This window comes from Streptomyces sp. NPDC002566, from assembly GCF_042889585.1.
In the GTDB taxonomy this organism is placed as follows: domain Bacteria; phylum Actinomycetota; class Actinomycetes; order Streptomycetales; family Streptomycetaceae; genus Streptomyces.
Window position 1 is genome coordinate 1,210,448 of record NZ_JBIARD010000002.1, and the last position, 16,888, is coordinate 1,227,335.

Here is a 16,888-nt window from a genome sequence, read left to right on the forward strand (position 1 = left end):
GTGCGCTCACCAGCTGGTCTTGCGGTACAGCTCGCCCACCATCATGATCGTCGAGGGGTCCAGGGACCGTTCGCCGCCTGAGATGTCCACGTTCGCCGCGAGGTACTGCTTGCCCTGCCAGAGCGGGAGCAGCCGGGCCTCGTCGACGAGAATCTGCTGCGCCCTCTCGAAGTCCTTGACCACGTTGGCGCGGTCGCTGGACTGGCGGGACCGCGGCAGCAGCACCTGGGTGATCTCCTTCTCCGGGTACGGCGTGCCGAGGGCGTTCTGCTCGCCGACGAACGGGGCGATGAAGTTGTCCGCGTCGGGGAAGTCCGGGGACCAGCCGCGGCCGAAGACGGGGTACTCGCCCTTCTGGTAGCCGAGGACGTAGGTGTTCCAGGGGCGGCTCTTGAGGGTGATGCGGAACAGTCCGGAGGCCTCCAGCTGCGCCTTGATCTCCTTGAACTCCAGGGCGGTGTCGGAGCCGTAGCGGTCGGTGGTGTACCAGAGGGTGAGCGGGACGGGCGTGCTGATGTCGGCGTCCGCCAGGATCCGCCGGGCCTTGGCCGCGTCGGGCTTGCCGAAGTCGTCGAAGAAGCCGGTCGTGTGGCCGGTCAGGCCCTTGGGGACCATGGAGTACAGCGGGTCCACGGTGTCCTTGTAGACCTTGTGGGCGATGGCGGGCCGGTCGATGACCTGGGCGACGGCCCGGCGCACCGGCAGCCGGTCGGCCCACTCGTCCTTGGGGTTGAACACCAGGTAGTTGATGTTGCTGGCGGCGCCCTCGACGAGCTGGAGGTCGCCCTTGTCGCCCTCGCCCTCCAGGGCGACGATGTCGTCGGCGGCGAGCCCCTGGTAGGTGATGTCGATCTGCTTCTTGCGCAGGGCCGCCACCATGTCGCCGGAGTCCTGGAAGTAGCGGATGTTCACCGCGTCGTTCTTGAGCTCGGCGTAGCCCTTGTAGCTGTCGTTGCGGACGAGTTCGGCCTGTCTTCCGCCTTCGTAGCCCTCCAGCCGGTACGGCCCGGAGCCGACGATGCCGTCCTCCTTGCGCAGGGCGTTCGCGGGGTAGTCGTCGGGGTCGACGATCGAGCCGGCCGGGGTGGCGAGCACGAACGGGAAGGTGGCGTCGGCCTTGTTGAGCTCGAAGACGATGACGTTGTCGCCGCTGACGGTGACCCGGTCGAGGCTGCCCAGCAGACCGGCGGGGCCGGTGGGGGCGTTGATGGCCTTGATCCGGTCGATCGAGTGCTTGACGGCCTTCGCGTCGAGCTTGTCGCCGTTGGAGAAGGTGAGGCCCTCGCGCAGTTCGCAGCGGTAGGTGCGGCTGGAGGCGTCGGTGAAGCTGCAGCTCTTGGCGGCGTCGGGCTGGGGCGTGGTCGCGCCGTAGGGGTAGGCGAGCAACGTCTGGTAGACGTTGCGGAACAGCTCCCAGGAGCCGTCCCAGGCGGCGGCGGGGTCCAGTGTGCTGGGGGCACTGGTGGTGCCCACGACGATCGGTCCCGCGTCGTCGGAGCTTTCCTCTCCCAGGAGACTGCATCCGGCCACCAGGGATATGGACACGATCGCCGCGAATCGCTGCAAGGATCGGTTCCGGTTGAACACGCGCACGCTCCTCGATCTGCCATGCCAAGGGTTGGCAGACCATACCGCAGGCCTCCGCCGCGTGGGCGGCGGAGGTGGGGTGGTTCTGATGAGGCCGGCGATGACGACGTTGTCAGGGTGCGCGCGGCGGCCCGGGCGCCGCGAGGGCGCCCGGACGCGCGGTGCGGGTCAGCCGACGCCGGCGTTGAGGAAGATGCCTCCGTCGACGACGAGGGTCTGGCCGGTGATCCAGGCGGACTGCTCGGAGGTGAGGAACGCGGTGGTGCCTCCGATGTCGGAGGGCACGCCGAGCCGGGCCAGCGGGTAGGCGGCGGCCGCCTCCGCCTCGCGGCCCTCGTACAGGGCCTGGGCGAACTTGGTCTTCACCACGGCCGGGGCGATCGCGTTGACCCGTACCTTCGGCGCGAACTCGTGCGCCAGCTGCACGGTCAGGTTGATCATCGCGGCCTTGCTGACGCCGTACGCGCCGATGAAGGGCGAGGCCGAAAGACCGGCAACGGAGGCGATGTTGACGATCGTGCCGCCGTTGTCCTTCTGCCAGGCGTGCCAGGTGCGCTGGGCGAAGCCGAGGGCGGAGACCACGTTGGTCTCGAAGACCTTGCGCGCCACGTCCAGGTCGAGGTCGGCGATCGGGCCGAAGACCGGGTTGGTGCCGGCGTTGTTGACGAGATGGTCGACGCGGCCGAAGGCCTCCATGGTGCGTTCGACGGCGGCGGCCTGGTGGTCCACGTCGTGGGCCTTGCCGGCGACGCCGATGACCCGGTCCGGGCCGAGCCTGTCGACGGCTTCCTTGAGCGCGTCCTCGTTGCGTCCGGTGATGCAGACGCGGTCGCCGCGGGCGACGAGGGCCTCGGCGACGCCGTAGCCGATGCCGCGGCTGGCGCCCGTGACGAGGGCGACCTGGCCGGAGAGTGCGGGCAGTTCAGTCATTTCGTGATCCCCAGTGCTTTCTGGTGGCCTCAGTGGCCCTCTTAGTCGAGCGGTCCGCCGGCGACGTACAGCACCTGGCCGGAGACGAAGCCCGCGGCCTCGTTCGTGAAGAAGGCGATCGCGTTGGCGATGTCGTCGGGCTCGCCGACGCGGGCCACGGGGATCTGGGTGGCGGCGGCGGCCTTGAACTCCTCGAAGCCCATGCCGACGCGGGCGGCGGTCGCCGCGGTCATGTCGGTGGCGATGAAGCCGGGGGCGACCGCGTTCGCGGTGATGCCGAACTTGCCCAGCTCGATGGCGAGGGTCTTGGTGAAGCCCTGCAGACCGGCCTTGGCGGCGGAGTAGTTGGCCTGGCCGCGGTTGCCGAGCGCCGAGGACGAGGACAGGTTGACGACCCGGCCGAAGCCGGCGTCGACCATGTGCTTCTGGACGGCCTTGGTCATCAGGAACGAGCCGCGCAGGTGCACTCCGAGGACGGTGTCCCAGTCGGAGACGCTCATCTTGAACAGCAGGTTGTCGCGGAGCACGCCCGCGTTGTTGACGAGGATCGTCGGGGCGCCGAGCTCCTCGACCACACGGGCGACGGCGGCCTCGACCTGGGCCTCGTCGGAGACGTCGGCGCCGATCGCGACGGCCTTGCCGCCCGCGGCGGTGATCTTCTCGACGGTGTCCTTGCAGGCGGCCTCGTCGAGGTCGATCACCGCGACGGCGCGACCCTCGGCGGCCAGCCGGACGGCGGTGGCCGCGCCGATGCCGCGCGCCGCGCCGGTGACTACTGCGACCCGCTGCTCAGTGGTGGACATTGCTGCTACTCCTCGGGTGAGCGACCGCTTAGTACCTTCAGTACGACGTGACGCTAGAAGCCCTGGCACGCGGTGTCAACGGCATCCGCGTGCGTGTGATCCATTACCTGACGAGCAGGTTCAGCAACCGTTCGGTCTCGGCCACCGGGTCGGCGGTGAGCCCGGTGTGCACGGGGCCCGGCTGGACGACCGTCGAGCGGGGCGCGATCAGCCAGCGGAAGCGCCGCCCCGGGTCGTCGCCCGCCGCCTGCCCCGCCGCCTCGCCGCCGGCGCAGACGCCTTCCACGGCGCGCAGCGCGGCCCGGACGCCGGCCACGTCGGCACCAGGGTCGAGGGCCAGCAGCCGCGCCTCGTCGAGGTGGGTGAGCGCGCCGACGTAGGACCGGGCGCGGCAGTAGAGGAGCACCCCGGCGTTGATGCACTCGCCGCGCTCCACGCGGGGGACGACGCGCAGCAGGGCGTACTCGTAGACGTCCCGGTCGCTCGCCTGGCCGGGCCTGATGAAGTGGCGGTCGTCGCTCACTCGGTCCCCTTGATGCGTTCGTGGATGACGGCGGCGCGCGCGAGCAGGGGCGCCGCGTAGGCGTCGCGGAGCGCGTCCGGGGAGTCGAAGCCGGGCTCGCCGGCGAGCCAGGCGTCGGGGATCTCGGCGGTGACCTCGGCGAGCAGTCCGGCGGTGACGCGCGGGGCGAGTTCGGCGGCCGCGGCGGCGACATCCGGCCGGAAGGCGGTGAGCGCGTGGTCGGAGGCGTCGTAGGGGCGGGCCGCGGACGCCTCGGCGGAGGGCCAGTTGTGGTGCCAGATCATGGTGGCGCCGTGGTCGATGAGCCACAGTTCGCCGCGGTGGAACAGCAGGTTGGGGTTGCGCCAGGAGCGGTCGACGTTGTTGGTCAGCGCGTCGAACCAGACGATCCGGCCCGCCTCCTCGCGGCTCACCGGGAAGGCGAGCGGATCGAAGCCGAGGGCCCCGGAGAGGAACTCCATGCCGAGGTTGGCGCCGCCGCTGGAGCGCAGCAACTCCTGTACCTGCTGGTCGGGTTCGCCGAGTCCGAGCACCGAGTCGAGGGTGACGGCGGCCAGCGGGGGGACGCGCAGGCCCAGCCGGCGGGCGAGTTCGCCGCAGACGACCTCCGCGACGAGCGTCTTGCGGCCCTGGCCGGCGCCGCGGAACTTGATGACGTAGGTCCCGTGGTCGTCGGTCTCGACGAGCCCCGGCAGCGAGCCGCCCTCACGCAACGGCGTGATGTAGCGGGTCGCGGTGACCTCTCTCAGCATGTCCCTCAGGCTCCCCACCCATGTGGCCTCCGGCGTCCGGAGTCGAATGAGCATAGTAACCGAGCGTGACCGGCCGGGGGGCGTCGCGGACCGCGATGTAGGTTTCCCGCCATGGACGGTGACTGGCGCAAGGACCGCATCGGGGCCGCGCTGCGCGGGGAGAATCCGACCGTGCTGCGGCGGCTGTCGGCGGGGTTCGCGGTGATCGGGGACGTCCAGTTCCTGCCGGGCTACTCGGTTCTGCTCGTGGACGAACCGGGAGTGCAGCGGCTCTCGGACCTGCCGAGGCCGAAGCGGCTGTCGTTCCTGTCGGACATGGAGCGGCTCGGTGAGGCCGTGGAGCTCGCCTGCCGGCGGCTGGATCCGGCCTTCAGGCGGGTCAACCTGGAGATCCTCGGGAACACGGACCCGTTCCTGCACGCGCATGTCTGGCCGCGGTTCGACTGGGAGCCGGACGGTCTCGTGGGTGCTCCGGTGTGGCTCTACCCGCGTGAGCGGTGGAATGACGAGCGGTTCAGGCTCGGCCCGCGGCACGACGCGCTGCGCGAGGCGATCGGCGGCGAACTCGACCGGCTGACTTCGCCGACCGGCTGAATCCGAACGCCCCCCAGGTCCGGAATACACCCGAGAGGGAGTGTGCGGCCGGCCGGAGGGAGCAGCGATGTCAGGGGAGTCACGGGACGCGTCGGACGGTGACGTCCGGCGGGGGCGGCGGCGCACGGCCGTCGTCGGCAGCGGGGTCGCCGGCCTGACCGCCGCGTACGTCCTCGCCCGCGCCCACCACGTCACGCTGTACGAGGCCGACGGCCGGCTCGGCGGTCACGCCCACACGCACGAGCTGACCTCGCGGGACGGCACACGGCGGCACGTCGACTCCGGCTTCATCGTGCACAACCGCCGCACCTACCCCAAGCTCCTGCACCTGTTCGGCGAACTCGGCGTCGCCACCCAGGAGTCGGAGATGAGCATGTCGGTGCGATGTGAGGGGTGCGGTCTGGAGTACGCGGGCGCCCGCGGCCCCGCGGGTCTGTTCGCCCGTCCGGGCAACGCCCTGCGCGGCGCGTATCTGCGGATGCTCGCCGAGGTCCCCGCCTTCCACCGGGCGGCCCGCAGGCACCTCGCCCGGCCGGACCAAAGCGCCACGACAGTGGGCGAGTTCCTCGACCGGCAGGGCTTCTCCCCTTATTTCCGCGCCCACTTCATAACTCCGGTCGTGTCGGCGGTCTGGTCCTGCGACGCCGCCACCGCCCAACGCTACCCGGCCGCCTACCTGTTCCGCTTCCTGGAGCACCACGGGATGCTCTCCGTGAGCGGCTCCCCGACCTGGCGCACCGTCACGGGCGGCTCACGCGCCTATGTCGAGCGGGTGGCGGACCGGCTGGACGCGGTGCGCACGGCGACGCCGGTCCGGGCCGTACGGCGGCGCCCCGACGGCGTCGACGTCACCACCCACGCCGGCGTCACGGAGTCGTACGACGCCGTGGTGGTCGCCACCCACCCCGACCAGGCGCTGAGCCTGCTGGCCGACGCCACCCCGCTGGAGAAGGACGTGCTCGGCGCGTTCCGCTACTCGCGCAACACGACGCTCCTGCACACCGACACCGCTGTGCTGCCCCGCGCCCGGGGCGCCCGCGCCTCGTGGAACTACCTGATGCCGTCCTGCGAGGCGGGCGCCGACCGGGTGCGGGTCAGCTACGACATGAACCGCCTGCAACGGCTCGACGCGCCCGAACGCTACGTGGTCTCCCTGGGCGCGCAGGACCGGGTGGACCCGCAGCGGGTGCTCGCCCGCATGGTGTACGAACACCCCGTCTACACGCCCGAGTCGGTCGCCGCGCAGCAGCGGCTGCCCAAACTGAACAGCTCCGTCACCGCGTTCGCGGGCGCCTACCACGGCTGGGGCTTCCACGAGGACGGCTGCCGCTCCGGCGTGACCGCCGCCGCGGCACTGGGGGTGCGGTGGTGAGCTTCGCGTCCGCCCTGTACCCGTGCACGATCACCCACGTGCGCTCCGCGCCCCTGCGCCACGCGCTGCGCCACCGCACCTACATGTGGCTGATCGACCCCGACCACCCGCCCCGACTCCCCCGCCTGATCAGGCCGTTGGCGCGCTTCGACCCACGCGACCACTTCACCGGCGACCAACCCTCCCTGCGCGCCGGGCTGGACGCGTTCCTCGCCTCCCGCGGGGTGCGCCTCGACGGCGGCCCGGTCGTCATGCTCACCCACGCGCGCGTGCTCGGCCATGTGTTCAACCCGCTCACCCTGTACTGGTGCCACGGCCCCGACGGTTCCGCACGCTGTGTGGTCGCCGAGGTCCACAACACCTACGGCGGGCGCCACTGTTATCTGCTGCGCCCGGACGTCTCGGGGACGGCCCTCGCCGACAAGGAGTTCTACGTCTCCCCCTTCTTCCCGGTCGACGGCCGCTACCGCATGCGTCTGCCCCGCCCGCAGGACCGGCTCGACCTGACCGTGCACCTGGAGCGGGAGGGCGGCAGGCCCTTCACCGCCACCGTGCGCGGGGTGCGGCGCGAGGTGTCCGCGGGCGCCGTGCTGCGTCTGGCGGTGCGCCGGCCCTGGTCGACGCTCGCCGTGTCGGCCGCCATCCGGCTGCACGGCGTCCGCCTGTACCTGCGGGGACTGCCGGTGCAGCCCCGCCCCGCACCCGTATCCGCACTCGAAGACACCGATCCCGACCAGCGAGACCGCCGCGAGAACCCGGAGAACGCCGCATGAGGACCGCCGACCCCCGACCCGCCCACGCGGGGCGGACCGTGACCGCGCGCCCGCGCGACTTCGCCGTCGACCGGACGCGCTGGCCCGACGTGGCCGTGCCGCCTGACGCCTCGTGGGCCCGGACGGCGGTCACCGCGGCCGTCGTACGCCGTGCCCTCGGCGATCTGCCCCTGCACGTGCGCTTCCCGGACGGCTCCTCGATCGGCGCGGGCGGCCCGGTCATGGACGTCCGCGACCCGAAGGCCTTCCACGCCCGGATCGGCAGCCAGGGCCTGGTCGGCTTCGGCGAGTCGTACATGGCCGGCGAGTGGGACGCGCCCGACCTCGTCGCCGTCCTCACGGTGCTCGCCGGGAACGCGGCCGGGCTGATCCCCCGCCCCCTGCAACGGCTGCGCGGTCTGTGGGCGCCGCGCCGGCCGGACTCCGAGCGCAACACCCCCGGTGGGGCCCGCGACAACATCAGCCGCCACTACGACCTGTCCAACGACCTCTTCGCCCTCTTCCTGGACGGCACCCTCACCTACTCGGCGGCCCTCTTCGACGGCTTCCCCGCCGCCTGGGACCTGCTGCCCGCCGCCCAGCACCGCAAGATCGACCGGCTGCTCGACCTGGCGGGCGTGCGCGAGGGGACACGGCTGCTGGAGATCGGCACCGGCTGGGGGGAACTGGCGATCCGCGCCGCCGCGCGCGGCGCGCACGTCACCTCGCTCACCCTGTCCCGGGAACAGCGCGACCTGGCGCTGGAGCGCGTCGCCGCGGCGGGTCTCACCGACCGGGTCGGCGTCGAACTGCGCGACTACCGCGAGGCCCGCGGCGCGTACGACGCCGTCGTGAGCGTCGAGATGGTGGAGGCCGTGGGTGCGGAGTTCTGGCCGGTCTACTTCCGCGCGCTGGACGACCTGCTGGTCCCCGGCGGCAAGGTCGCCCTCCAGGCCATCACCATGCCGCACGACCGCATGCTGGCCTCCCGCGACACCTTCACCTGGATCCAGAAGTACGTCTTCCCCGGCGGGCTGCTGCCCTCCGTGGAGGCGGTGGCCGAGACGGTCCGCGACCACACCGCGCTGCGCGTGGCCCGCCGCGACGCCTACGGCGAGCACTACGCCGAGACGCTGCGGCTGTGGCGGGAGCGGTTCGCCCAGCGGGCGGACGAGGTGGCCGCGCTCGGCTTCGACGCCACGTTCCGCCGTATGTGGACCTTCTACCTGGCCTACTCCGAGGCGGGTTTCCGCTCCGGATACCTCGACGTGCAGCAGTACCTGTTGACCAAGGAGGCCCTCCGATGACCTTCCCCTGGGCGGCGTTCGCCGTCAACCTGGCCTGGGCGGCGGGCGCGGCTCTCGCCGTCATGCTGGCCACCTTCGCGGTCGCCGTGCGCAAGGGCGTCCACCGGATCGTCGACTGCGCCTGGGGGCTCGCCTTCACGGCGGTCGCGCTGGTGACCTTCGTGGCGTCCGCCGACCACGGCGACCCGGGCCGGCGGCTCCTGGTGACCGCGCTGACCGCGGTGTGGGGCGTGCGGCTGGCGGTGCACATCGCCCGGCGGGGGCACGGGCACGGCGAGGACCCCCGCTACGACGACCTGCTCGCCAAGGCGCCCGGCGACCGGAACCTGTACGCCCTGCGGAAGGTGTACCTGCTCCAGGGCGCGCTGGTGTGGCTCGTGTCGCTCCCCGTGCAGGCCGCGCAGTACGTCACCGGGCCCATGTCGGCGTGGGCCGTCGCCGGGACGCTGCTGTGGGCGGTCGGTGTGTTCTTCGAGGCGGTCGGGGACGCCCAGCTCGCCCGCTTCAAGGCGGATCCGGCGCACAAGGGCCGGATCATGGACCGGGGCCTGTGGCGCTACACGCGCCATCCCAACTACTTCGGCGACTTCTGCGTGTGGTGGGGGCTGTACCTGATCACCTGCGACTCGGGCGCGGCGGCCGCCGTCTCCCTCGTCTCCCCGGTGGTGATGAGCCTGCTGCTGACCAAGGGCAGCGGGCAGCGGCTGCTGGAACGCCGGATGGCGGACCGTCCGGGCTTCGCCGAGTACGCGGCCCGGACCAGTGGGTTCTTCCCGCGGCCGCCCAAGAGGACGGTGTCCCGTCCGAGGACCGGTGCGCGCCGATGAGCCGGTGCGCACCGCTCAGCCGGTGCGCGCCCCGGGCTCAGGGTGGCGGACCGGGCGTCTGCTGTCGTACAGCGGCGACCCGGCGCAGCACCTCCTCGCGCAGCGCCGGGCGTGGCGTCCGGGACACCGCGATCCCCAGCCGGGCCGCGATGGCCGTCAGCTCGGCGGTCTCCCGCGCGCAGCTCCCGCACTCGGCGAGGTGCCGCTCGAACGCCTCGCGTTCGTCGTCGGGCAGGGCGTGGAGGGCGTACGCGCCCGTCAGCATGTGAAGATCTGCGGACGTCACGCCGTCGCCCCGAGGGCCACCCGGTTCGTCAGCCCCCGAAGGTCGGGTGACTCCGATGGGTGCGTGCCGGCGTGTACGGCGTGTCTCACGTGGTCCTCCGAGGTCGGGACGTCTCCGAACGTATTCCGGTACGGGGGCGGTCGCGGATTGGTCCCTCTCCCATGAAATACCGAACGGCGTCAGACTGCTCGGGCGGCCGCGCGCCGGGCCCCGGTCGGGATCGCCGGAGGGCGGGGGGACGGGACGACCTGTAAGGAGGACGGATGACCGAGCACGAGCAGACCCGGCAGGCCGGGGAGGGCACCGCGCAGGGCCCGGCGTCCGCGCTGGTGACACGCCGGGCCACGCCCGCGGCGCGTGCCGCCGTGCTGTTCCTGCACGGCGGCCGGGCCGACAGCCGTGCCCGCTCCCGGCCCTGGCAACTCGCCGCGGTCCGTATGAGGCCCTTCGTGCGCGCCGTCGCCCGGGAGGTGCCCGACGACGTCCTGCTGGGCGAGGTGCGCTACCGGCTGCGGGGGTGGAACGGCTCCGCCGCCGACACGATGAAGGACGTCCACAGGGCGCTGAGCGAACTGACCCGGCTCGCGGGGGACGTCCCGGTGGTGCTGGTGGGGCACTCGATGGGCGGGCGCGCTGCCCTGCGCGCGGCGGCAGCGCTCCAGGTACGGGGTGTGCTGGCCCTGGCTCCGTGGTGCCCGCCGGGGGAGCCCGTGGAGCATCTCGGGGGCAAGCGGATCGTCGTGCTCCACGGGGACCGGGACCGGGTCACCGACCCCGGCGCGTCCCTGGCGTTCGTCGAGCGGGCCCGTGCGGCGGGGGCCCGGGCCGACGCCGTACTGATGCCGGAAGGGGACCACGCCATGCTCCGCCACAGCGGGACCTGGCACCGTACGACGGCGTCCACGGTGGCCGACATGCTGTCCGCAGGATGACCGCACGAGGGGGCGTGGGGCCGCGGGACCGTGGACGCGAGGGGCGCTGTCCGCGTCCCCTCTGGTCGCCCTCGCACCGGTGACAGCTGCGGGACAGCTCTGGCTTACGCCCCGCTGACCTCGACGGGGTCAGTCTCTTGGCACGGTCCGCAGTTGCAAGGGCGCTGAACACGGGGCGTCCGTGGACCGTACATCTCGGCAGATCACCGATCGTCCCCCGAAGGGAAACCCCAGCATGACCAGCGCATCCCTGAATCCCGCTTCCGGACCCGCCCGTCGTGCCGTGGTGGCCGCCGCCGGAGCCGCCGGGCTCGCCGTCGCGCTGACCGCGTGCGGTGGCTCCGACGACGACGCGTCGGGTTCGTCCAACTCGTCGGCCGGCGCGGGCACCGCCGGAGCGGCGGGCACCGCCGGTTCGACCGGCGGTTCGTCGGCGAGCACCGGCGGCGGCGCGGCGCTCACCACGACCGCCGAGATCCCGCAGGGCGGCGGAAAGGTCTTCGAGGACAAGAAGGTCGTCGTCGTGCAGCCGTCCGCGGGTCAGTTCAAGGCGTTCTCGTCCGTGTGCACCCATCAGGGCTGCGCGGTGAAGAGCATCGCCGACGGCGTCATCAACTGCCCCTGCCACAACAGCAACTTCTCGATCACGGACGGCAGCGTGAAGAGCGGTCCGGCGACGAAGCCGCTGCCCGAGGTGCAGATCAAGGTCAGCGGGGACTCCATCACCCTGGCCTGACACCGCCGTCGGCCCGCTCGAAGCAGGCCAGCACCTCGTCCGTGGTCGCGACCGTGGCGACCAACGCGAGGGTGTGGCGGATCATCGCGGGGGTGTACTCCGAAGGCACCCCCGCGATGGCGTCGGCCGGCACGACGGCGGTGTAACCCCGGTTGACGGCGTCGAACACGGCGTTGGGGATCGCCACGTTGGCCGAGACGCCGGCGACGACCAGGGTGCGGCAGCCCAGGTTGCGCAGCAGGGCGTCGACGTCGGTGCCCTGGATCGGCGACAGCCCGTGCAGACGCCGTACGACGAGATCCTCCGCGGCGACCTCGATGGGGGGCGCCACGCGGACCGCGTCCGTACCGGGGAGCTGCCGCACCGGGAGGCGTTCGGCGGCGCGGAACAGCCGGGCGTTGCGGTTGGATCCTCGGCCGTCCGGACGGCGTTCGGCGACGGCGTGCAGCACCTGGACGCCGCTCGCGTGCGCACCGGCCACGAGCCGGGCGACGTTCGTGAGCGCGCCCGACTCGCGTGCGGCGTGGGCGAGTTCGGGCAGCGCGGCGGTGGGGCCGACGACGCCCTGCTGGCACTCGACGGTCAGCAGGACGGTGTGCTCGGGGACGAGGAGGTCACCGAGTGCTCCGTACGACGGCATGGCTCCTCCGGGGCGGCCGGCGGGTGAAGTCAGGTGAAGTCGGGTGAGAATAGCCACCGTTGCGTGAGCAGGGAAGAAGACTCATCCTTTGGGGAAGCATCCTTTTTTGACGTGCCGTCAGAGCCTGGCTCTGGCGCGACGTGAGAGAAGAGAACAGAAAAGAGGGCCGGATGACCGTGACTCAGCGCCGGGGCCGGAAGATCATGATGACCCCGGGAGAGCTGGACGCGTTCCTCACCTTCCAGCGCACCTGCCGGGTCGCGACCGTCTCCGCCGACGGCGCCCCGCACGTGAGTGCCCTGTGGTTCCTGTGGGACGGCTCGGCACTGTGGCTGTACTCGGTGGTGCGCAGCAAGCGGTGGGCCGACCTGCGCCGTGACCCCCGGGTCGCGATCGTGATCGACTCGGGCGAGGAGTACGACTCGCTGCGGGGCGTGGAGCTGTCCGGCACCGCCGAGTTCGTGGGCGAGGTCCCGCGCACCGGTGAGCTGTGCGCCGAACTCGACGCCGTGGAGACGCTGTTCGCCCGCAAGAACTTCGGCCTGAACGCGATGCCCCACGACGGACGGCACGCGTGGGTGCGGCTGCGCCCGGAGAAGATCGTCTCCTGGGACTTCCGCAAGCTGGCCGACAGGTAACGCCACCGGGCCCACACCTGGCGACGCCGGGTGTGGGCCGGGGGTCAGGCGCCCGCACGGGGACGGCCGGGGGAACGGGGGCGACTGGTCCGGCGTTGACGGGGCGCGGGGAGCTGCGCGACCAGCCACAACGCACCCTCAGTGCGCCCCGCTGTGATGCGCACCCCGCACCGGACGACGCGCCCCGCATCGGACGACGCGCCCCGCTCTACACATACCCCCGCACCGGACGACGCACCCCGCTCTACACATACCCCCGCCCCGGCGACACCCGCACCGCGGACGCCACCGCGTCCGCCAACTCCCCCACCTCCCCCTCCCCCACCGCGGACACGGTCACCCGCACCCCCGCGGGCGACGCCAGCCGAAACCGCGCGCCCGGTGCGACAGCCCACCCGGCCTGCAACAACCGGGCCACCGCCCCCGTCTCGTCCGGCACGGGGACCCACACGTTCATCCCGCTGCGGCCCCGTGCGGCCACCCCCCGCTCGGCCAGCGCCGCGATCAGCGCGTCGCGCCGCCGCCCGTACGCGGCCGCGACCTCCCCCGCGTCCACCGCGCCGTCCGCCCACAGCCGCGCCACCGCCCGCTGGGTGAGCCGGCTGACCCAGCCGGGCCCGAGCCGCTGGCGTCCACGGACCCGGTCGAGGGTGACCTCGTCCCCGGTGAGGACGGCGAGCCGTAGGTCAGGGCCGTAGGCCTTGGCGGCGGACCGGACGAAGGCCCAGTGCCGGGTGGCGCCGGCGAGGGGATGCAGGGGGAGGTCGACGATCCGGTGACCGTGGTCGTCCTCGACGAGCAGGGTCCCCGGATGCCCCCGCAGCACCTCGCGCAGCGCACGCGCGCGTGCGGCGCTCACCGCGGCGCCGGTCGGGTTCTGCGCCCGGTCGGTGACAATCAGGGCGCGGGCGCCGCCCGCCAGCGCGCCGGCCACATCCTCGGGCAGCGGCCCTTCGTCGTCGACGCCGACGGGCGCCGTGCGCAGCCCGAGCGCCGGGACCAGGTCGAGCAGCGAGCCCCAGCCGGGGTCCTCGACGGCGACCGTGTCACCGGACCTGAGGTGGGCGGCGAGGACGCGCTCGATGGCGTCGAGCGACCCGGAGGTGACGGCGACGGGGCCCGCCGGCACACCGTCCGCCGCCCAGTCGGCCCGGGCCAGGCGGGCCAGTTCGGGATCCACGGGCTCGCCCCCGTACAGGACCGGCTCCCGGTCGCCCCGCTCTGCGGCCCAAGCGAAGGCCGGTGCGAGCGCCGGCAGCAGGGCCGGGTCGGGATTGCCGGTGGACAGGTCCCGCACGCCCTCGGGCACCTCGACGCGGATGAACTCACGTCCGGTGGTCGCCGGTTTCGAGCGCACCCGGCTGCCCCGCCGGCCGTCGGTCTCGATCACGCCGCGTTCGCGCAGCGTGCGATAGGCGGCCGCGACGGTGTTCGGGTTCACCCCGAGCAGATCCGCCAACTCCCGCATGGGAGGCAGCAGTTGCCCCGGTTCCAGTTCGCCCGCTCCCACCGCCTGCTCGATGTTCGCGGAAATCTCCGCTGCGCGACGCCCGGTGAACCGATACTCTCCTAGCACAAACAACATTATGTACTAGTGCAGTACCGGATCGCAAGGAGAGCGCCATGCAGGGGTCCACTCAGCCGACGGGGGCGACGAGCACGGCGTCCGAGCCCGCCGCCTACGCCCCGACCGACCGCACGGTCCCCACCCGGGCCCCGCAGCGGGCGTCGTACGACAAGGACCTGGTGCACGCGCTGCTCGACGAGGGCTACGTCTGCCACCTCGGCTTCGTCCGCGACGGCGCGCCGGTGGTGCTGCCGACGCTGTACGGGCGGGTCGGCGAGACCCTCTATGTGCACGGTTCGACGGGCTCGCGCCCGCTGCGGATGACGGGGCGGGCCGACGCGGGGCTGCCCGTGTGTCTCACGGTGACGCACGTGGACGGTCTGGTCCTGGCCCGTTCCGCCTTCCACCACTCGATCAACTACCGCAGCGTGGTGGTGCACGGCGTGGCCCACGACGTGACCGACCCGGAGGAGAAGCGGACCGCGCTCGACGCCCTGGTCGACCACATCGTCCCCGGCCGGGCCGCCGACTCCCGGCCGGCCGACAAGAAGGAGCTGGCCGCTACGGCGGTGATCCGCATCGACCTCGCCGAGGTCTCGGCCAAGATCCGCACCGGCGGCGTGAACGACGAGCCCGAGGACCTCGCCCTCCCCCACTGGGCAGGCGTACTGCCGCTCCGCAAGGGCTACGACACCCCCGTGCCCGACGCCGGCCTCCACCCGGACACGGAACTGCCCGACTACCTCAGCGGGTTGTGACGACGGGCTCGGCCCGCCCTAGGCGGCCGTCCCCCGGGCGGCCAGCTGCCGTTCGGGGCTGCCGCCGGTCACGGGTTCGCCGGAGTTCTTGGCCGGGGCGGACGACTGGGCGATGAACGCGCCCAGCAGGACCACCGCGCCGCCCGCGATCTGCGGCGCCGAGAGGTGCTCGCCGAGCAGGACCCAGGCCAGGACGGTCGCGATGACCGCCTCCAGGCACGCCACGACGCCCGCGATCTGCGGGGACAGCCGGCGCACGGAGACCACGCCGGTGACGTAGGCGACGACCGTGGCGATCAGCACGATCCACGCGAGCAGCAGCCAGGCCGGGACACGGGTGCCGTCCATGGCGGCGGAGTGCGCGAGCACCGACCAGTCCATGCCCCAGGGGCGGGCGACGACCGTCAGCACGGCGGCGCCGACCAGGAGGCCGTAGGCGATGACGCCGAGCGGGTCCGGGGCGCCGTCGGCGGAGTCGCTGCCCTGGTCGGAGAGGACGAAGTAGCCGACCTGGCAGCCGGCGGCGCCGAGCGCGAGGAGGAGGCCGAGGACGTCGAAGCTCAGCCCCGCCCACACTTCCACGACGCAGGCGAGCCCGCCCACCGCGAGCACCACTCCGAACGCGGCGGCCCGCGTCACCGGCCGCCGCTGCACGAACCGCACCCAGCCGAGCACGAGCGCGGGCGCGAGGTACTCGACGAGCAGCGCCACACCGACGGGGATGCGGGAGAGCGCGGCGAAGTAGAAGGCCTGGACGCCGGCCACGCCGAGCAGTCCGAACCCGGCGAGCAGCGCGGGACGGCGGCGCACGAGCGCGCGGTGGCGGACGGCGAGCGGCAGCATCACCAGGGCCGCGCCGGCCACGCGAAGCCACACCACGTGCAGCGGGTCGAGTCCCGCCTCGATCAGCGGCTTGGCCGCGACCCCGGAACCGCCGAACGCGATGGCCGACCCGATCGCCAGACCGAGCCCGAGGCCCTTTCCGCGATTGCCCTGACTGCTCACAGAGGTATGCACCGGCTCATGATGACAGGCGACGACATGAGCGTCACCCCCGTTGACACCTGTCTCACCGGCCGGACGGCCCGTCGCTTGCGCGCCTCCTCAGCAGGTGCTTCCGCCGCCGGGGAGCCTGACGTCGAGACCGGCCTCGACGCGGGCGCGCAGGGCGAGCGGATCGACGCCGGCGCGGGTGAGGACCTCCACGGCGCGGGCCCCGGGGTCGGCGACGATCGCCGCGAGGAGGTCCACGCCGCGCGCCGGCTCCCCCGGGCGCGCGCGGCCCTCGGCACGCCGGGCGGCGGCCCGTACGCGCGCGTGGTCGAGCGCGGCGGAGGCGAGGGGGGAGAAGCCCTCGGCGAGGGGGCGGGTGGCGGCCGGGGCCTGGGTGACGATGGCCGGGGCTTCGGCGGCAGTGGGCGGGGCCTGGGTGACGGTGGCCGGGGCTTCGGCAGCGGCGGGCGGGGCCTGGGTGACGATGGCCGGGGCTTCGGGCGCGGGTCGGGGGTCGGTGACGGCGGCGGTGACGACGGGCAGGGCCCCGGAGTCCTCGACGCCGCTCTGCCAGCGCAGGCCGTAGCCGATGCTGCGCTGGACGAGGTAGCCGAGGAGCCGGGCGAGCTGGGAGCCCTCGGCGAACGCGGCGCGGACCTGGGGGTCGTGTTCCAGGAGGGAGTGCAGGAGGTGCGCGGTGTCGATCTGCCGGTCGCCGTCACGGACCGCGCGGCGGCGCGCGCCGTCCAGAGCCGACGTCAGCTCCGCGCTGAACCCGGCGTCGTCGTCCATGGCGCGCGCCGTCCGGTCGTGGGACGGCTGCCGGGGAGTACGGGGAGTACGGGGTGGCACCTGTCCACCTCACCAGTCCTGGCGGAGCCGGGCATCCAC

The 16,888-nt window shown here is 73.0% G+C and carries 18 protein-coding genes and 1 pseudogene; 9 read left to right on the top strand and 10 right to left on the bottom strand.

Annotated elements, in window-relative coordinates; translation table 11 throughout:
• Positions 1-6: 6 nt before the first annotated feature.
• The 5 genes from ACFYXA_RS12400 to ACFYXA_RS12420 all read right to left on the bottom strand — a co-directional run bounded on the left by ACFYXA_RS12400 (position 7) and on the right by ACFYXA_RS12420 (position 4,595).
• On the bottom strand, positions 7-1,587 hold the full coding sequence (locus tag ACFYXA_RS12400) for an ABC transporter substrate-binding protein (RefSeq protein ID WP_352252573.1): 1,581 nt from the start codon (positions 1,585-1,587) through the stop codon (positions 7-9).
• A 168-nt stretch (positions 1,588-1,755) separates the two neighbouring features.
• Positions 1,756-2,517 carry an SDR family oxidoreductase gene (locus ACFYXA_RS12405; protein WP_352252571.1) on the bottom strand — a complete coding sequence of 254 codons (762 nt, stop codon included), beginning with the start codon at positions 2,515-2,517 and terminating at the stop codon, positions 1,756-1,758.
• Between the two features lie 41 nt (positions 2,518-2,558).
• Entirely contained in the window at positions 2,559-3,320 is a 762-nt protein-coding gene (fabG, locus tag ACFYXA_RS12410; RefSeq protein ID WP_130439745.1) for a 3-oxoacyl-ACP reductase FabG, read from the bottom strand.
• Positions 3,321-3,423: 103 nt separating this feature from the next.
• Positions 3,424-3,843 (bottom strand): DUF3037 domain-containing protein, encoded by a 420-nt coding sequence (locus ACFYXA_RS12415; RefSeq protein ID WP_352252568.1) that lies wholly within the window; start codon positions 3,841-3,843, stop codon positions 3,424-3,426.
• Positions 3,840-4,595 carry a HipA family kinase gene (locus tag ACFYXA_RS12420; protein WP_389031435.1) on the bottom strand — a complete coding sequence of 252 codons (756 nt, stop codon included), beginning with the start codon at positions 4,593-4,595 and terminating at the stop codon, positions 3,840-3,842. Before ACFYXA_RS12420 ends, ACFYXA_RS12415 begins: the two co-directional genes overlap by 4 nt.
• A 111-nt stretch (positions 4,596-4,706) precedes the next feature.
• On the opposite strand from ACFYXA_RS12420, the gene ACFYXA_RS12425 reads away from it, so the two are divergent.
• From ACFYXA_RS12425 to ACFYXA_RS12445, 5 genes are all read left to right on the top strand, one after another.
• The gene (locus tag ACFYXA_RS12425) at positions 4,707-5,189 is read left to right on the top strand and encodes a diadenosine tetraphosphate hydrolase (RefSeq protein WP_389031438.1); all 483 of its coding nucleotides are present in this window, start codon (positions 4,707-4,709) and stop codon (positions 5,187-5,189) included.
• 67 nt (positions 5,190-5,256) lie between these two features.
• Positions 5,257-6,561 (top strand): NAD(P)/FAD-dependent oxidoreductase, encoded by a 1,305-nt coding sequence (locus ACFYXA_RS12430; protein ID WP_389031441.1) that lies wholly within the window; start codon positions 5,257-5,259, stop codon positions 6,559-6,561.
• A complete protein-coding gene (locus ACFYXA_RS12435; protein ID WP_389031444.1) occupies positions 6,558-7,334 on the top strand; it encodes a DUF1365 domain-containing protein in 777 nt (258 codons plus the stop codon). The genes ACFYXA_RS12430 and ACFYXA_RS12435 overlap by 4 nt, the downstream gene beginning before the upstream one ends.
• On the top strand, positions 7,331-8,620 hold the full coding sequence (locus ACFYXA_RS12440) for a class I SAM-dependent methyltransferase (RefSeq protein WP_389031447.1): 1,290 nt from the start codon (positions 7,331-7,333) through the stop codon (positions 8,618-8,620). Before ACFYXA_RS12435 ends, ACFYXA_RS12440 begins: the two co-directional genes overlap by 4 nt.
• Positions 8,617-9,447 (top strand): DUF1295 domain-containing protein, encoded by an 831-nt coding sequence (locus tag ACFYXA_RS12445; RefSeq protein ID WP_389031450.1) that lies wholly within the window; start codon positions 8,617-8,619, stop codon positions 9,445-9,447. The genes ACFYXA_RS12440 and ACFYXA_RS12445 overlap by 4 nt, the downstream gene beginning before the upstream one ends.
• Positions 9,448-9,490: 43 nt before the next feature.
• Here ACFYXA_RS12445 and ACFYXA_RS12450 read toward each other — a convergent pair.
• Positions 9,491-9,733, bottom strand: a pseudogene (locus ACFYXA_RS12450) (zf-HC2 domain-containing protein); the annotation flags it as partial.
• Positions 9,734-9,996: 263 nt separating this feature from the next.
• Here ACFYXA_RS12450 and ACFYXA_RS12455 point away from each other — a divergent pair.
• The gene (locus ACFYXA_RS12455; RefSeq protein WP_389031452.1) at positions 9,997-10,665 is read left to right on the top strand and encodes an alpha/beta fold hydrolase; all 669 of its coding nucleotides are present in this window, start codon (positions 9,997-9,999) and stop codon (positions 10,663-10,665) included.
• 235 nt (positions 10,666-10,900) lie between these two features.
• Positions 10,901-11,401 carry a Rieske (2Fe-2S) protein gene (locus ACFYXA_RS12460; RefSeq protein ID WP_389031455.1) on the top strand — a complete coding sequence of 167 codons (501 nt, stop codon included), beginning with the start codon at positions 10,901-10,903 and terminating at the stop codon, positions 11,399-11,401.
• Here the strand turns inward: ACFYXA_RS12460 and ACFYXA_RS12465 are convergent.
• Entirely contained in the window at positions 11,388-12,041 is a 654-nt protein-coding gene (locus ACFYXA_RS12465; protein ID WP_352252551.1) for a cysteine hydrolase, read from the bottom strand. The genes ACFYXA_RS12460 and ACFYXA_RS12465 overlap by 14 nt on opposite strands.
• A 170-nt stretch (positions 12,042-12,211) precedes the next feature.
• Here ACFYXA_RS12465 and ACFYXA_RS12470 point away from each other — a divergent pair, with 170 nt between their 5' ends.
• Positions 12,212-12,679 (top strand): pyridoxamine 5'-phosphate oxidase family protein, encoded by a 468-nt coding sequence (locus ACFYXA_RS12470; protein WP_130439721.1) that lies wholly within the window; start codon positions 12,212-12,214, stop codon positions 12,677-12,679.
• A gap of 244 nt (positions 12,680-12,923) precedes the next feature.
• Here ACFYXA_RS12470 and ACFYXA_RS12475 read toward each other — a convergent pair whose 3' ends face one another.
• Positions 12,924-14,255, bottom strand: coding sequence for an aminotransferase class I/II-fold pyridoxal phosphate-dependent enzyme (locus tag ACFYXA_RS12475; protein WP_352252549.1), 1,332 nt, complete (start codon positions 14,253-14,255; stop codon positions 12,924-12,926).
• Positions 14,256-14,302: 47 nt separating this feature from the next.
• On the opposite strand from ACFYXA_RS12475, the gene ACFYXA_RS12480 reads away from it, so the two are divergent.
• A complete protein-coding gene (locus tag ACFYXA_RS12480) occupies positions 14,303-15,004 on the top strand; it encodes a pyridoxamine 5'-phosphate oxidase family protein (RefSeq protein WP_389031461.1) in 702 nt (233 codons plus the stop codon).
• 18 nt (positions 15,005-15,022) lie between these two features.
• Here ACFYXA_RS12480 and ACFYXA_RS12485 read toward each other — a convergent pair whose 3' ends face one another.
• Both ACFYXA_RS12485 and ACFYXA_RS12490 read right to left on the bottom strand, forming a co-directional pair.
• On the bottom strand, positions 15,023-16,021 hold the full coding sequence (locus tag ACFYXA_RS12485) for a DMT family transporter (protein ID WP_389031464.1): 999 nt from the start codon (positions 16,019-16,021) through the stop codon (positions 15,023-15,025).
• Positions 16,022-16,108: 87 nt separating this feature from the next.
• Positions 16,109-16,789, bottom strand: a complete 681-nt coding sequence (locus ACFYXA_RS12490) for a Clp protease N-terminal domain-containing protein (RefSeq protein ID WP_389031467.1) — start codon at positions 16,787-16,789, stop codon at positions 16,109-16,111.
• Positions 16,790-16,888: the final 99 nt, after the last annotated feature.

Excerpts from the sequence above, each read along its gene's own strand:
- ACFYXA_RS12405 (WP_352252571.1), bottom strand. The coding sequence starts at position 2,517 with ATGACTGAACTGCCCGCACTCTCCGGCCAGGTCGCCCTCGTCACGGGC.
- fabG (WP_130439745.1), bottom strand. The coding sequence starts at position 3,320 with ATGTCCACCACTGAGCAGCGGGTCGCAGTAGTCACCGGCGCGGCGCGC.
- ACFYXA_RS12420 (WP_389031435.1), bottom strand. The coding sequence starts at position 4,595 with ATGCTGAGAGAGGTCACCGCGACCCGCTACATCACGCCGTTGCGTGAG.
- ACFYXA_RS12425 (WP_389031438.1), top strand. The coding sequence starts at position 4,707 with ATGGACGGTGACTGGCGCAAGGACCGCATCGGGGCCGCGCTGCGCGGG.
- ACFYXA_RS12430 (WP_389031441.1), top strand. The coding sequence starts at position 5,257 with ATGTCAGGGGAGTCACGGGACGCGTCGGACGGTGACGTCCGGCGGGGG.
- ACFYXA_RS12440 (WP_389031447.1), top strand. The coding sequence starts at position 7,331 with ATGAGGACCGCCGACCCCCGACCCGCCCACGCGGGGCGGACCGTGACC.
- ACFYXA_RS12445 (WP_389031450.1), top strand. The coding sequence starts at position 8,617 with ATGACCTTCCCCTGGGCGGCGTTCGCCGTCAACCTGGCCTGGGCGGCG.
- ACFYXA_RS12455 (WP_389031452.1), top strand. The coding sequence starts at position 9,997 with ATGACCGAGCACGAGCAGACCCGGCAGGCCGGGGAGGGCACCGCGCAG.
- ACFYXA_RS12460 (WP_389031455.1), top strand. The coding sequence starts at position 10,901 with ATGACCAGCGCATCCCTGAATCCCGCTTCCGGACCCGCCCGTCGTGCC.
- ACFYXA_RS12465 (WP_352252551.1), bottom strand. The coding sequence starts at position 12,041 with ATGCCGTCGTACGGAGCACTCGGTGACCTCCTCGTCCCCGAGCACACC.
- ACFYXA_RS12470 (WP_130439721.1), top strand. The coding sequence starts at position 12,212 with ATGACCGTGACTCAGCGCCGGGGCCGGAAGATCATGATGACCCCGGGA.
- ACFYXA_RS12480 (WP_389031461.1), top strand. The coding sequence starts at position 14,303 with ATGCAGGGGTCCACTCAGCCGACGGGGGCGACGAGCACGGCGTCCGAG.
- ACFYXA_RS12490 (WP_389031467.1), bottom strand. The coding sequence starts at position 16,789 with ATGGACGACGACGCCGGGTTCAGCGCGGAGCTGACGTCGGCTCTGGAC.